This is a genomic window from Actinomadura rayongensis (assembly GCF_009831215.1).
GTDB classification, from domain to species: domain Bacteria; phylum Actinomycetota; class Actinomycetes; order Streptosporangiales; family Streptosporangiaceae; genus Spirillospora; species Spirillospora rayongensis.
The window spans coordinates 72,328-86,154 of sequence record NZ_WUTW01000008.1 but is presented as its reverse complement, the minus strand read 5'-3'; the positions used below and the strand labels follow the sequence as shown (position 1 = coordinate 86,154).

Annotated in this window: 11 protein-coding genes; 6 read left to right on the top strand and 5 right to left on the bottom strand. The window is 74.1% G+C overall.

From position 1 onward, the window contains the following. Positions 1-6: 6 nt before the first annotated feature. Positions 7-1,008 carry an ornithine carbamoyltransferase gene (gene argF / locus GQ466_RS26800; protein ID WP_161105830.1) on the bottom strand — a complete coding sequence of 334 codons (1,002 nt, stop codon included), beginning with the start codon at positions 1,006-1,008 and terminating at the stop codon, positions 7-9. A gap of 22 nt (positions 1,009-1,030) precedes the next feature. Continuing rightward, positions 1,031-2,422, bottom strand: a complete 1,392-nt coding sequence (locus tag GQ466_RS26795) for an APC family permease (protein ID WP_161105829.1) — start codon at positions 2,420-2,422, stop codon at positions 1,031-1,033. 141 nt (positions 2,423-2,563) lie between these two features. Between GQ466_RS26795 and GQ466_RS26790 the strand changes: the two genes are divergently transcribed. From GQ466_RS26790 to polX, 5 genes are all read left to right on the top strand, one after another. After that, entirely contained in the window at positions 2,564-3,490 is a 927-nt protein-coding gene (locus GQ466_RS26790; protein ID WP_161105828.1) for an ABC transporter ATP-binding protein, read from the top strand. Continuing rightward, complete coding sequence (locus tag GQ466_RS26785) at positions 3,487-4,257, top strand: ABC transporter permease (protein WP_161105827.1); 771 nt, start codon at positions 3,487-3,489, stop codon at positions 4,255-4,257. Before GQ466_RS26790 ends, GQ466_RS26785 begins: the two co-directional genes overlap by 4 nt. Next, positions 4,254-5,171 carry an EamA family transporter gene (locus tag GQ466_RS26780; protein ID WP_161106004.1) on the top strand — a complete coding sequence of 306 codons (918 nt, stop codon included), beginning with the start codon at positions 4,254-4,256 and terminating at the stop codon, positions 5,169-5,171. Before GQ466_RS26785 ends, GQ466_RS26780 begins: the two co-directional genes overlap by 4 nt. A gap of 75 nt (positions 5,172-5,246) precedes the next feature. Beyond that, positions 5,247-6,083, top strand: a complete 837-nt coding sequence (gene prcB, locus GQ466_RS26775) for a proteasome subunit beta (protein WP_161105826.1) — start codon at positions 5,247-5,249, stop codon at positions 6,081-6,083. Positions 6,084-6,128: 45 nt separating this feature from the next. Continuing rightward, positions 6,129-7,859: a DNA polymerase/3'-5' exonuclease PolX gene (gene polX, locus GQ466_RS26770; RefSeq protein WP_161105825.1), complete on the top strand. Its 1,731-nt coding sequence runs from the start codon at positions 6,129-6,131 to the stop codon at positions 7,857-7,859. 14 nt (positions 7,860-7,873) lie between these two features. Here the strand turns inward: polX and GQ466_RS26765 are convergent, their stop codons facing one another. From GQ466_RS26765 to GQ466_RS26755, 3 genes are all read right to left on the bottom strand, one after another. Beyond that, positions 7,874-8,863 carry a COX15/CtaA family protein gene (locus GQ466_RS26765; RefSeq protein ID WP_337193641.1) on the bottom strand — a complete coding sequence of 330 codons (990 nt, stop codon included), beginning with the start codon at positions 8,861-8,863 and terminating at the stop codon, positions 7,874-7,876. 58 nt (positions 8,864-8,921) lie between these two features. After that, positions 8,922-10,127 (bottom strand): PrsW family intramembrane metalloprotease, encoded by a 1,206-nt coding sequence (locus GQ466_RS26760; protein WP_161105823.1) that lies wholly within the window; start codon positions 10,125-10,127, stop codon positions 8,922-8,924. Between the two features lie 74 nt (positions 10,128-10,201). Then, on the bottom strand, positions 10,202-11,176 hold the full coding sequence (locus GQ466_RS26755) for a heme o synthase (RefSeq protein ID WP_161105822.1): 975 nt from the start codon (positions 11,174-11,176) through the stop codon (positions 10,202-10,204). A gap of 530 nt (positions 11,177-11,706) precedes the next feature. On the opposite strand from GQ466_RS26755, the gene tkt reads away from it, so the two are divergent. Further along, entirely contained in the window at positions 11,707-13,824 is a 2,118-nt protein-coding gene (gene tkt, locus GQ466_RS26750; RefSeq protein WP_161105821.1) for a transketolase, read from the top strand. Positions 13,825-13,827: the final 3 nt, after the last annotated feature.

Here is a 13,827-nt window from a genome sequence, read left to right as displayed (position 1 = left end):
CGCCGGTCAGGCGAGCGTCGCGACCATCACGGCCTTGATCGTGTGCATCCGATTCTCGGCCTCGTCGAAGACGATCGAGGCGTCGGACTCGAACACGTCGTCGGTGACCTCCAGCGCCTCCAGGCCCGTCTTCTGGTAGACGTCCTCCCCGACGACGGTGTGCCGGTCGTGGAAGGCCGGGAGGCAGTGCATGAACTTGACGTCCGGGTTCCCCGTCGCGCGCAGCACGTCGGCGTTGACCTGGTAGGGCCGCAGCAGCCGGATGCGGTCGTTCCACACCTCGGCGGGCTCGCCCATCGACACCCACACGTCGGTGAGCACGAAGTCCGCGCCCCGCACGCCCGCGGCGACGTCGTCGGTGACGACGAGGTCGGCGCCGGTCCGGTCGGCGACGGCGCGGGCGGGCCGGACGACCAGGTCCTCGTCCGGCCACAGCTCGCGCGGCGCGACGATCCGGACGTTCATCCCGCACTGCGCGCCCGCCGCGACGTAGGAGTGGCCCATGTTGTTGCGGGCGTCCCCGAGGTAGGCGAACGTGATCTCGTCCAGCGGCCTGTCGCTGTGCTCGCGCATGGTGAGCATGTCGGCGAGCATCTGCGTCGGGTGCCACTCGTCGGTGAGCCCGTTCCACACCGGGACGCCCGAGTAGCGGGCCAGCTCCTCCGCGTACGCCTGGCGCGATCCCCGGTACTCGATCGCGTCGAACAGGCGGCCGAGGACGCGCGCGCTGTCCTTCATCGACTCCTTGTGCCCGATCTGCGAACCGGACGGGTCGAGGTACGTCACGTGGGCGCCCTGGTCGTGGGCGGCGACCTCGAACGAGCAGCGCGTCCGCGTCGAGGTCTTCTCGAAGATCAGCGCGATGTTCTTCCCGGTCAGCAGGGGCCGCTCGGTGCCCGCGTACTTGGCCGCCTTCAGGTCGGCGGCGAGGTCGAGCAGGAAGCGGAACTCCTTCGGCGTGAGGTCGAGTTCCCGCAGGTAGCTGCGGCCCCGCAGATTGAAGGCCATGTCGCTTCCGTTTCTGTCGTGGTCAGGAGCCCTGGACGGCCGTCTCGCGCGGCCCGTACTCGCCGCGCCGCGCCTTGGCCCGGATGTAGACCGGGACGCCCGCCAGCAGCGCGAGGACGCCCAGCATCACCGCCCGCTCCCCCGCGCCGTAGACCATCGCGGTCGCGAACAGCAGCGCCGCGACGGCGACGGCGGTGTCCGCGACGGCCCGGCGGCGGTGCGCGGACCGGCCGCGCGTGCGCAGCCACAGGAGCTGCGCGGCGGCCGAGAAGAAGTACGGGACGGCGGAGGTGAACGAGGCGAACAGCAGGATCGTCGCGAACGCGTTCTCCGACGCGTAGGCGAACACGAGCATCAGCGACGTCAGGGCCGCGCCGGTGACGACGCCGACGGCGGGCACGCCGCGCGGGGTCAGCCGGGCGAACGCGCGCGGGAACATGCCGTCCCTGGCCGCCGCGAGCGGCATCTCGGCGACGAGCAGCGTCCAGCCGTTGAGCACGCCGAGGCCCGCCGCGATCGCGCACGCCGCCAGCACGCCGCCCCACAGCTCGCCGCCGAGCCCGCCGCCCGCCATCGCCTCGACCGCGTCGGCGAACGGCGCGGTGCTGTGCGCGAGCCGGTCGTGCGGGACGGTCCCGAACACGGCCACCGTCACCAGCAGGTACAGCGCCCCGCACGCGGCGACGCCGAGGACGCTCGCGCGGCCGACGTCGCGCGCCGGGTCGGCCAGCCGCTCGGCGACGATCGCGACGCTCTCCATGCCGGAGTAGGCGAACAGGATGAGGCCCGCCGCGAGCCACGCCGCGTCCCACACCGACCCGCCGCCCTCGACCAGCGGGCCGAAGTTGGCGACCTCCAGGAAGAACAGCCCGGCGACGGCGACGAGGACGAGCGGCAGGAACTTCAGCACGGTCGTGGCGAGCTGGAACCGTCCCATGCTCCGCACGCCGGTCAGGTTGACGGCCGCCGCCGCCCAGATCCCGGCGAGGCCGAGGACGACCCCGGCCGTCGTCCCGTGCCAGCCGAGGAAGTAGTCGACGTACCCGACCCACGCGACGGCGGCCCCGGCGTTCCCGGCCCAGGCCGTCAGCCAGAACGACCAGGCCGTCCAGAACCCGGCGAACTCGCCGAACGCCTCGCGGGCGTAGGCGTAGGGGCCGCCGCCGGCGGGGATCCGGGCGCCGAGGCGGCCGAGGACGACCGCGACCGCCATCGCGCCCACCGTCGTGACCGCGAGGACGGGCAGGCTGATCGTCCCGACGGCGGCGAGCGAGGCGGGGAGCAGGAAGATCCCGGTGCCGACGACGTTGCCGACGACCAGCGCGGTCGCCTGCGGCAGCCCGAGACGCGCGCCGGGCGGCGCTCCGGGCGGCGCTCCGACGGCCTCGACCGCCGACGTCCCCGGCTCCCCCATGCGTCCCCCCGACAGCCCGATCACGCTCCGTGTCCCATGCGGTACGCAGGGAATACCCGAGCGGTCGCAGCCGAAAACCGCTTCCCGCGCCGCGCGGACCTGCGCGCGAACCGCGCCGCCCCCCGACCTAGACTCGTGCGCATGGCACCCCCCGACGACGGCGCGCTCGTCCTGGACGAGCTGGTCAAGCGCTACGGCGCGGTCACCGCGGTCGACCGGCTGTCGCTGCGCGCCGAGCGCGGCGCGGTCACCGCGCTGCTCGGCCCGAACGGCGCGGGCAAGACCACGACGATCGAGATCTGCGAGGGCTTCCGCCGCGCCGACGCCGGCCGCGTCGCCGTGCTCGGCCTGGACCCGGTCGCCGACGCCCGCGCGCTGAAGGCCCGCGTCGGCGTGATGCCGCAGTCGGGCGGCGTGCCGGGGACGGCCCGCGCCGGGGAGTTCCTGCGGCTCGTGGCGTCCTTCCACACCGCGCCGCTGGACCCGGGCGCGCTGCTGGAACGTCTCGGCCTGACCAAGCACGCCAAGACCCCGTTCCGGCGGATGTCGGGCGGGCAGCAGCAGCGGCTGTCGCTCGCGGTCGCCGTCGTCGGACGGCCCGAGCTGGTCTTTCTGGACGAGCCCACCACCGGCCTGGACCCGCAGGCCAGGCTCGCGACCTGGGAACTCGTGGAGGAACTGCGGTCGGCCGGAGTGTCGGTCGTCCTCACGACCCACCACATGGAGGAGGCCGAGCGCCTCGCCGACCGCGTCGTGATCATCGACGGCGGCCGGGTCGTGGCCGCCGGGGCGCCCGCCGAGCTGACCGGCGCCGAGCGCCAGCTGCGCTTCCGCGCCCGGGCCGGCCTCGCCACCGACGAGCTGCTGGCCGCGCTCCCGCCGGGCAGCGCCGCCAAGGAGTCGCCCGCCGGGCACTACCTGGTCGAGGGCGACCTCGGCCCCGAACTGCTCGCCACCGTCACCGCGTGGTGCGCCGCCCACGACGTCCGCGCCGACGACCTGCGGATCGAGCGCCGCACGCTGGAGGACGTCTTCCTCGAACTCACCGGACGGGAGCTGCGCGGATGACCGCCGTCCTCGACCTCACCCCCGCGCCCGGCGCCGTGAGCGTCCCCCGGATGATCGCCGCGCAGACCGGCTACGAGGTCCGCACGCTGCTGCGCAACGGGGAACAGCTCCTGCTGACGCTGATCATCCCGGTCGTGCTGCTCCTGCTGTTCGGCGGGACGTCCCTGCTCGACCTCGGCCCGGGCCCGCGCGTCGGGTTCCTCACGCCGGGGATCCTCGCGCTCGCCGTCCTGTCCACCGCGTTCACCGGGCAGGCGATCGGCACCGGGTTCGAGCGCCGCTACGGCGTGCTGCGGCGGCTCGGCGCGACGCCGCTGCCGCGCGCGGGCCTCATCGCCGCCAAGACCCTCACGGTCGTGCTGGTGGAGGCGCTGCAGGCCGTGGTGATCGGCGCGGTCGCGTTCGCGCTCGGCTGGCATCCGCACGGCGACCCGTTCTCGGTGCTCGTCCTGCTGCTGCTCGGGACCGCCGCGTTCAGCGGGTTCGGGCTGCTCATGGCCGGGACGCTGCGCGCCGAGGCCACCCTCGCCGCCGCCAACCTCGTGTACATCCTGCTGCTCGCGACGGGCGGCGTGGTGTTCCCGCTGGACCGGTTCCCGTCCGGGGTGCGGTCGGCGCTGGAGCTGCTGCCGGTGTCCGCGCTCGCCGACGGGCTCCGCGACGTCCTGCGCGACGGGCACACGCTTCCCGGCGGGCCGCTGCTGGTCCTCGCCGTGTGGGCGGTCGCCGGGCTGGCGCTCGCCGCGCGGTTCTTCCGGTGGGAGTGACGCTCGCCGCGGCGCCCGGTTCCCCCGCCGGGCGGCTGCCGCGCCGTCCGCGCCTCCTGACGGCCGGGGCCGTGCCGCCGCCCGCGCTGATCCTGCTCGGGATCCTGTCGGTGCAGATCGGCGCCGGGATCGCCAAGCACCTGTTCGACCGGCTGCCGCCGAGCGCCGTCGTGTTCCTGCGGCTGCTGACCTCGGCCGTCGTGCTCGCGTTCCTGGCGCGGCGGGCGCTGCGGACCGTCCTCGCCGACCACTCGCCGCGCAGCCTCGCGGTCGCCGCCGGGTTCGGCGTCTCGCTGTGCGTGATGAACACCTCGATCTACCAGGCGATGGCCCGGATCCCGCTCGGCGCGGCGGTGACGATCGAGTTCCTCGGGCCGCTCGCGGTCGCGGTGGCGGCGTCCCGGCGCGTCCGGGACGTCGGCTGGGCGCTGCTCGCGGGCGCGGGCGTCGTCCTGCTCGCGCGCGGCGGCGACCATCTCGACCTGGTGGGCGTCGGGCTCGCGCTGCTCGCGGGCGTCGGCTGGGCCTGCTACATCCTGCTGAGCGCGGCCACCGGACGCCGGTTCGCGGGCTCCACGGGCCTCGCCGCCGCCAGCGTCGTCGCGGCGGCCGTCGCGGTGCCGTTCGGCGTGGCGGCGGGCGGCACGGCCCTGCTGGACTGGCGGCTGCTGCTGCTCGGCCTCGGCGTCGGCGTCCTGTCGTCGGTGATCCCGTACTCGCTGGAGATGGAGGCGCTGCGCCGCGTCCCGCCGCGCGTTTTCGGCGTCCTGATGAGCCTGGAACCGGCCGTGGCGGCGCTCGTCGGCGTCCTGCTGCTCGGCGAGGTCCTCGGCGCGCGGCAGTGGGCCGCGATCGGCTGCGTGATCGTCGCGTCGGCGGGCGCGACGCTCGGCGCGCGCGGCGGGGACGGCTGAGCGGCGAGTGGCGGGTGCCCGTCCGGGCATGGAAGGATCGGAAAGACCGGACGGAACCGAACGTGAGGAGCCACCGTGAGCGGCTGGGCCGATGACCAGGGGCTCGCCCCGGAGCTGTTCGAGCCGGGCACGCCCTCCTTCGTGGACTTCCTGCGCCAGCGCGCGCCCGAGCTGCTGCCGGTCAACCGCGTCCGCCCGAAGGACCGGCTCGACCTGCCGCACGGCACGACCGTCCTCGCGCTGACGTTCGCCGGCGGGGTCATGATGGCGGGCGACCGCCGCGCCACCCAGGGCAACGTCATCGCCTACCGCGAGCTGGACAAGGTGCAGCGCGCCGACGAGTACTCCGTCGTGGCGTTCGCGGGCACCGTCGGCCTCGCGCTGGAGATGGTCCGGCTGTTCCAGGTCGAGCTGGAGCACTACGAGAAGATGGAGACGGTCCCGCTGTCGCTGCCGGGCAAGGCCCGCCGCCTCGGCGCCGTCATCCAGGCCAACCTCGCGCAGGCGCTGCAGGGCCTCGCGGTCGTCCCGCTGTTCGCCGGGTACGACGCCGACCGGGGCGAGGCGCACATCTACACCTACGACATCACCGGGGCTCCGCAGCGGGCGCGCGACTTCCACGCCGACGGCTCCGGCTCCCCGTTCGCCGAGGGCTCGCTGAAGAAGCTGTACCGGCCGGACCTGTCGGTGGAGGACGCCGCGCGCGTCGCCGTCGAGGCCCTGTACGACGCCGCCGACGACGACTCGGCCACCGGCGGCCCGGACCGGGCCCGCCGGATCTACCCGTCGATCTCGGTGGTCACCGCCGACGGCTACCGGGCGCTGCCCGAGAGCGAGATCGCGGCGGTCGTGGACACGGTCGTGGACGGGCGCATGGAGCGTCCGGGCGGGCCGGTCGCGCCGCTGCGCTGACCGCGCTCACCGGGAGTGTCGGACCCGGTTCGTAGACTCGGGGCCATGGCACGGGCGAACGACGAGGCTGCGGCCCTCCTGCGGGAACTGGCGGACCTGCTGTCCATCACGGGCGGCGACGCGTTCAAGATCCGCGCGTACGAGAAGGCCGCCCGCTCGCTGCAGGGCCACCCCGAGGACGTCGCGGACCTGCCGCCGTCCCGGCTCCGGCAGATCCCGTCGGTGGGCGAGGCCATCGCCAAGAAGGTCGAGGACTACCTCGCCACCGGCACGATCCGGCAGGTCGAGGAGCTGCGGACGCGGATCCCCGCCGGGGTCCGCGCGCTGACCGAGATCCCGGGGCTCGGGCCGAAGAAGGCGCTCGCGCTGTACGAGGAGATCGGCGTCTCCTCGGTGGACGAGCTGGCCGAGGCGATCGGCCGGGGGCGGCTGCGCGGGCTCAAGGGGTTCGGGCCGAAGACCGAGGAGAACATCCGGCACGGGATCGAGCTGCTGCGGCAGGCGGGCGAGCGGTCGCTGGTGGACGTCGCCGCCGACCTCGCGGACGAGATCGTCGCGGTCCTGTCGGAGGTGCCCGGCGTGGAGCGCTGCGCGTTCGCCGGGTCACTGCGCCGGATGCGCGAGACGATCGGGGACGTGGACGTCCTCGCCGCGACGAACGACCCGCGTCCGGTGATGGAGGCGTTCACCGCGCTGCCGTTCGTCACCGAGGTGATCGCGGGCGGCGACAAGAAGACGTCCGTCCGCACCTCGCGCGGGCTCCAGGTGGACCTGCGGGTCGTCCCGCCGGAGGCGTGGGGCGCGGCGCTCCAGTACTTCACCGGGTCGCAGGCGCACAACGTCCGGACGCGGGAGATCGCGGTGCGCGCCGGGCTGCGGCTGTCGGAGTACGGGATCTTCGACGTCGAGAGCGGCGCGCTGATCGCGTCGGAGACCGAGGAGGAGGTCTACGCGCGGCTCGGCCTGCCGTGGATCCACCCGACGCTGCGCGAGGACGCCGGCGAGATCCAGGCGGCGCTGGCGGGCGAGCTGCCCCGGCTCGTCACCGTGGACGACCTGCGCGGCGACCTGCACAGCCACACCGACCTCACCGACGGCACCGCGACGCTGGAGGAGATGGTGCGGGCGGCGATCGGGCGCGGCCTGGAGTACTACGCCGTCACCGACCACGCGCCGAACCTCGTCATGCAGCGGATGACGTCGGAGAAGATGCTCGCGCAGCGGGAGCGGATCCGGGCGCTGAACGCGCGCACGCCGGAGCTGGAGATCCTGCACGGCACCGAGCTGAACATCGACGGCGACGGGAACGTGGACTGGGACGCCGAGTTCCTCGCGGGGTTCGACGTGTGCGTGGCGTCCGTCCACTCCCAGTTCCGGCAGGACAAGGACGCGATGACGCGGCGGTTCGTCCGGGCGTGCGAGAACCCGTACGTCCACGTCATCGGGCACCCGACGACGCGGTCCCTCGGGCGGCGCGGCCCGGTCGACGCCGACTGGGACGAGGTGTTCCGCGCCGCCGCCCGCACCGGCACCGCGATGGAGATCGACTGCTTCCCCGACCGGCTGGACCTGCCCGCCGACCTCGTCCGGCGCGCCCGGCGCCTCGGCGTGCGGTTCTCGATCGACACCGACGCGCACTCGCTGCGCGACCACCGCAACATCCGGTTCGGGGTCGGCGTCGCGCAGCGCGGCTGGCTGACGCCCGACGACGTCATCAACACCTGGCCGCTGGACCGGCTGCGCGCGTTCTTCGCCGCGAAGGCCGAGCGGGTTTGACCAGACGGGTCTGATCAGGCGGGCTGCGGGGCCTCGCGCACCGGCGCGGCCTTGGGCGCCGCGACCGGGACCGGACCGCGCTCGCGCGTGGCGAACAGCACCCGCAGCGCGGCGATCCACAGCAGGACCGCGCCGAGCATGTGCGCGACGACCAGCGGCCCCGGCACGCCGTTGAAGTACTGGACGTAGCCGATGACGCCCTGCGCCAGCTCCACCGCGAGCAGTTCGGCGGCGCGGCGCCGGAGCGCGGCGGGCGCCTTGGCGCGGACGGCCCAGCCGAGCACCGCGACGGTCAGCAGCACGAGCGCCCAGGCCAGCTCGCCGTGGATCCGCGCGACCTCCTCGATGTCGAACGGCCACCGGCGCGCCTCGGCGTCCCCGGCGTGCGGGCCCGTGCCGGTGACGACCGTCCCGGCGACGAGCACCGCGCCCGCCGCGGCGAGCAGCGCCCACGTCAGCACGCGCAGCGCAGGGCCGGTGAGGCGGCGCGGCTTCTCGTCGCCCTCGCCCGTCCGGACCCACAGCGCGACGCAGAACACCAGCAGCGCCGGGGACACGAGGAAGTGGAGCGCGACGGCGGCCGGGTGCAGGTCCGTCAGGACGACGATCCCGCCGATCACCGCCTGCGCGACGACGCTCATCGGCTGCGCGAGCGCGAGCAGCACGAGGTCCCGGCGGCGCGGGACGAGCCGCAGCGCCGCGACGAACACCAGCACCCCGACGCCGAGCACGACGAACGTCAGCAGCCGGTTCCCGAACTCGATGCCCATGTTGAGCGCCGGATGGTCGGGGTTGCCGGCCGGGACGAGGCTGTCGCCGGTGCAGCGCGGCCAGGTGGGGCAGCCGAGCCCGGACTTGGTGACGCGGACGGCGCCGCCGGTCGCCACGATGACCGCGTTGCCGAGGACGCCGAGGAGCGCCAGCAGGCGGAGCGAGGCGGGGGTGGGGCGCCAGACGGCGTCCACGGCCCGCAGGAGCGGGTTCGGAGCGGAGCGTTCGGCCACGGCATTCATCGTAAGGGCGGTCGGCCGCAGCCCCGACGCACCCCCCGGTCAGGCTCGGTCAGCCGTACGGCGGCGGGTCCTGCGGCAGGAACCCCGACGGTCCGCCCGGCGCCCACGGCGGCGCGGCCGGCCGCCGGGGCGGGGTCCGCAGGAACGCCTGCCGGGCGAGGTCCATGAGGTCCAGCAGGGCGTCCCGGCGGGCGCTGAACCACGCCGGGTCCGCGACGCCGCGCTCGGCCCGCTTGTGCAGCAGCGACAGCTCGGTCGCGGCGAGCTGGTAGTCGCCCATCGCGCGCGCCGCGAACGGCCCGCCGACCATCTTCGCCCAGCGCCGGGCGTGCCGCCGCGAGCGCAGGGACCGCAGCATCCGGACGTCCTCCGGCGTGACGAGCCCGGTCGCGGCGTAGGCGGGCAGGTAGGTCTCGATGCGGCGGACGGTGGCCCGGCGCTCCACCGACACGATCCCGATGATGACCAGCAGGACGAGCAGGTCCAGCACGTACACGATCGCCAGGCCCGTCCCGCCGAACGCCGTGGACCCGTTCCACAGCCCGTGCAGCAGCATCGCCCCGAACAGCCCGAGCAGCGGCGCGGCGAGCTGCCCGCGCCGGTGCGTGGCGGCGTAGGCGACGCCGAGCCCGGTCATCGACGTGAACAGCGGGTGGCTGAACGGCACGACGAGCCCGCGCAGCACGAACACCGCCTGGAGGGCCTGCGCGCCGCCGTCCTCGTAGGCGCGCATGTAGTAGGTGACGTTCTCCATCATCGCGAAGCCGAGCCCGACCATCCCGGCGTAGATCACGCCGTCGGCGAACCCGTCGATCTCGTTGCGGCGCAGCCACAGCAGGCCGAACAGCACCGCGCCCTTCAGCGTCTCCTCGATGACCGGCGCCCCGAACGTCGCGCTGACGAAGTGTCCCTTCGTCTCCCCGAAGATCGGGACGGTCACGTACAGCAGCCCGAGCGTGTTGAGCACGAGCGCGCCGAACACCGCGACCCCGGCGCCCCACATGAACGAGAACGCGAGCGCGCGCGGCGGCTCGGGCTCCATCCGGTCCAGGGTGAGGACGAGGGCGACCAGCAGCGGGATCGGCAGCATCGCCAGCACGAGCCCGGCCCAGAAGCCGCTGCCGCCCGACAGCGCGTCCAGCGCCAGCGCGAGCAGCGCGCACACCGAGCAGCCGAACAGGCCGAGGATGAGCAGGACCGGGGGACGTCCCGGCACCCGGCCCTCCAGCACCGCCTTCGGGTCAACCTGCGCCATACCGGGAGCGTAACCGGACGGGCCGGGCGGCGGCGCGGCCGGGGCCGTCCGGCGCTCCAGCGGTCAGTGCAGCATCAGTGCAGGAGCGGGTCCACCGCGACCGCCGCGAACAGCAGCGCGAGGTACACGTTGGAGAGGTGGAAGAACCGCATCGGCCGCAGGTGGACGCCCGTCACGCCGGCGAGGACGTCCCGCAGCAGCCGGTGCCCCTCGGCGAGGAACGCCAGCCCGAGGACGACCGCGACGGCCCCGTACACCGGCCCCATGCCCGCCACGGGCCACAGCGCCAGCGAGCACAGGACGGTCGCGTAGGTGTAGACCAGGCTTTCGATCACGACGCGGCGCTCGGTCGCGACGACCGGCAGCATCGGCACCTTGGCGACCGCGTAGTCCTCGCGGTAGCGCATGGCGAGCGTCCAGGTGTGCGGCGGCGTCCACAGGAACACGACGCCGAACAGCACGAACGGCGTCAGGCTCAGACTGTGCGTGATGGCCGCCCAGCCGATGAGGACGGGCATGCACCCCGCGATGCCGCCCCACACGACGTTCTGCGACGTCCGGCGCTTGAGCAGCAGCGAGTACACGAAGACGTAGAACAGGATCGCGAACAGCGACAGCGCGGCGGCGAACACGTCGACCGTCAGCGCGAAGCCCGCCGTGGACGCGGCGCCGAGCGTGATCCCGAACACCAGCGCCCGGGCGGGCGTGACCTGCGCGCGCGCCAGCGGACGGCGCCGGGTGCGGCGCATCTTGGCGTCGATGTCGCGGTCGATGTAGCAGTTGACCGCGTTCGCGGCGCCCGCCGACATGGCGCCGAACGCGAACGTCAGCAGGACCGTGCGCAGCGGGGGGACGCCCCCGGCGGCGAGGAACATGACCGGGATGGTCGTGATCAAGAGCAGCTCGATCACGCGCGGCTTGGTGAGCGCCACGTAGGCGCGCACGCTCGCGCCGAACGAGCGGCGTTCGGCCGTCGCGACCGGGTCCGCGGGCGCCCCCGGCGCCTGCTCGCCCAGATCGAGCCCGGGCTTGTTACTGAGCACCGTCACAATCGGGTCCACGTCCAACTAGGGATGAGAAATCACATGCCGCCTCGGCGGCGCCCCCGCGTTCCGGGCCGCACCTCGGGCCGCTGCAACTTCGGCTCGGCGAAACCTGTCGCGGCCGATGTCGTCAACCGCGCCCTCACTGTAGTCCGCCCCCTCCCGGGGTCACGCACCGGGTCCGGGACGCGCCGTCACGCCTTGTGACAGGGCCCGCCGGGGGGCGCGGGGCTCCCCCGCGAGTTCACCCGGGCGGGGGGTTAGTCCGACGGCGCTTCGGGCAAGGGTCACCCTATGCGGACGGCCGATCCGGCCGCGGTGACGTCCCTGATCACCCCGGCCGCGACCGGACTTCCCGGCCCGGTGCGCCGTCCCGGCGGAGCGGTAGGCTCGGAAGCGGGCGCGGTGATCTTCGCGGATCTTCGCGCGACCCGGCGTGGCGGGCCGCCGGAACGATCGCCACGGCCCGCCGGGACGACCGCCCGCGTCCGACCCGACGATTATGCACAGCGGTTGTGAGAGGAGCCTGGCGTTCCGTGAGTGGGGACAACAGCACGTTTGAATGGTCCGAGCTGGACCGACGGGCCGTGGACACGATCCGTGTTCTCGCCGCGGACGCGGTGGAGGCCGCCGGTTCGGGGCACCCGGGCACGGCGATGAGCCTCGCGCCCGCCGCCTACCTGCTCTTCCAGCGGTTCCTGAAGCACGACCCGACCGACCCCGACTGGGCCGGACGCGACCGGTTCGTCCTGTCGTGCGGGCACTCCAGCCTGACCCTTTACATCCAGCTCTACCTGTCCGGCTACCCGTTGACGCTGGACGACCTGAAGTCCCTGCGCAAGTGGGGCAGCCTCACGCCCGGCCACCCCGAGCACGGGCACACGGCCGGCGTGGAGACGACGACGGGCCCGCTCGGCCAGGGCATCGCGAACGCGGTGGGCATGGCGATGGCGGCCCGGCGCGAGCGCGGCCTGTTCGACCCGGACGCGGCGCCCGGCACGTCCCCCTTCGACCACACGATCTGGGCGTTCTGCTCCGACGGCGACATCGAAGAGGGCATCAGCCACGAGGCCAGCTCGCTCGCCGGTCACCAGCGGCTCGGCAACCTGGTCGTCCTGTACGACGACAACCACATCTCGATCGAGGACGACACGGCGATCGCGCTGTCGGAGGACGTCCGCGCCCGCTACGCCGCCTACGGCTGGGACGTCCACCACGTCGACTGGACGGCCGACGGCGACTACTCCGAGAACGTCGCGGCGCTCGCGGCGGCGTTCGAGGCGGCCAAGGCCGAGACGTCGCGCCCGTCGTTCATCGCGCTCCGGACGATCATCGGCTGGCCCGCGCCGAACAAGAAGAACACCGGCAAGATCCACGGCTCGGCGCTCGGCGCGGACGAGGTCGCGGCCACCAAGAAGATCCTCGGCTTCGACCCGGCCGAGACGTTCGCGGTCGCGCCGGAGGTCCTGGACCACGCGCGCGCCGTGGTGGACCGGGGCCGCGCCGCGCACGCCGCCTGGGGCAAGGCCTACGAGGCGTGGCGGACCGCGCACCCCGAGCGCGCCGCCGAGTACGACCGCATCGCGACCCGCACGCTGCCCGGCGGCTGGACCGAGGCGCTGCCGGAGTTCGAGGCGGGCACCGGCATCGCGACGCGCGCCGCGTCCGGGCAGGTCCTCGCCGCGCTGGCGCCGGTGCTGCCGGAGCTGTGGGGCGGCTCGGCCGACCTCGCCGAGAGCAACAACACGACGATGAAGGGCGAGCCGTCCTTCATCCCCGAGGAGTTCCAGACCAAGGAGTTCCCCGGCGGCCCGTACGGGCGGACGCTGCACTTCGGCGTGCGCGAGCACGCGATGGGCGCGATCTGCAACGGCATCGCGCTGCACGGCGGGACGCGCCCCTACGGCGGCACGTTCCTGATCTTCTCCGACTACATGCGGCCCGCCGTCCGGCTCGCCGCGCTGATGAAGCTGCCGGTCACCTACGTGTGGACGCACGACTCCATCGGCCTCGGCGAGGACGGCCCGACGCACCAGCCGGTGGAGCAGCTCTGGTCGCTGCGGGCGATCCCGGGCCTGGACGTCGTCCGGCCCGCCGACGCCAACGAGACGGCCGTCGCGTGGCGGACGATCCTCCAGCACACCGACCGTCCGGCCGGGCTCGCGCTGACGCGGCAGAAGCTGCCGGTGTACGACCGGACGAAGCTGGCGTCCGCCGAGGGCACCGCCAAGGGCGGGTACGTGCTGGCGGACGCGTCCGACGGCCGCCCCGAGGTGATCCTCATCGCGACCGGCTCGGAGGTCGAGATCGCGCTCGCCGCCCGCGAGACGCTGGAGGCCGACGGGACCCCGACGCGGGTCGTGTCGATGCCGTGCGTCGAGTGGTTCGAGGCGCAGGACGACGCCTACCGCCAGGAGGTGCTGCCGCCCCGCGTCCGCGCGCGCGTCTCGGTCGAGGCGGGCATCGCGCTCGGCTGGCGCATCTACACGGGCGAGTACGGCGAGGCGGTGAGCCTGGAGCACTTCGGCGCGTCCGCCGACTACAAGACGCTGTTCGAGCAGTTCGGCCTCACGGCCGAGCGGGTCGTCGCCGCGGCCCGGTCCAGCCTCATCAAGGCCGGCCGGGACGGCAAGGGCTCCACGACGGGGAACTGACCG

Excerpts from the sequence above, each read along its gene's own strand:
- argF (WP_161105830.1), bottom strand. The coding sequence starts at position 1,008 with ATGGCCTTCAATCTGCGGGGCCGCAGCTACCTGCGGGAACTCGACCTC.
- GQ466_RS26795 (WP_161105829.1), bottom strand. The coding sequence starts at position 2,422 with ATGGGGGAGCCGGGGACGTCGGCGGTCGAGGCCGTCGGAGCGCCGCCC.
- polX (WP_161105825.1), top strand. The coding sequence starts at position 6,129 with ATGGCACGGGCGAACGACGAGGCTGCGGCCCTCCTGCGGGAACTGGCG.
- GQ466_RS26790 (WP_161105828.1), top strand. The coding sequence starts at position 2,564 with ATGGCACCCCCCGACGACGGCGCGCTCGTCCTGGACGAGCTGGTCAAG.
- GQ466_RS26785 (WP_161105827.1), top strand. The coding sequence starts at position 3,487 with ATGACCGCCGTCCTCGACCTCACCCCCGCGCCCGGCGCCGTGAGCGTC.
- GQ466_RS26760 (WP_161105823.1), bottom strand. The coding sequence starts at position 10,127 with ATGGCGCAGGTTGACCCGAAGGCGGTGCTGGAGGGCCGGGTGCCGGGA.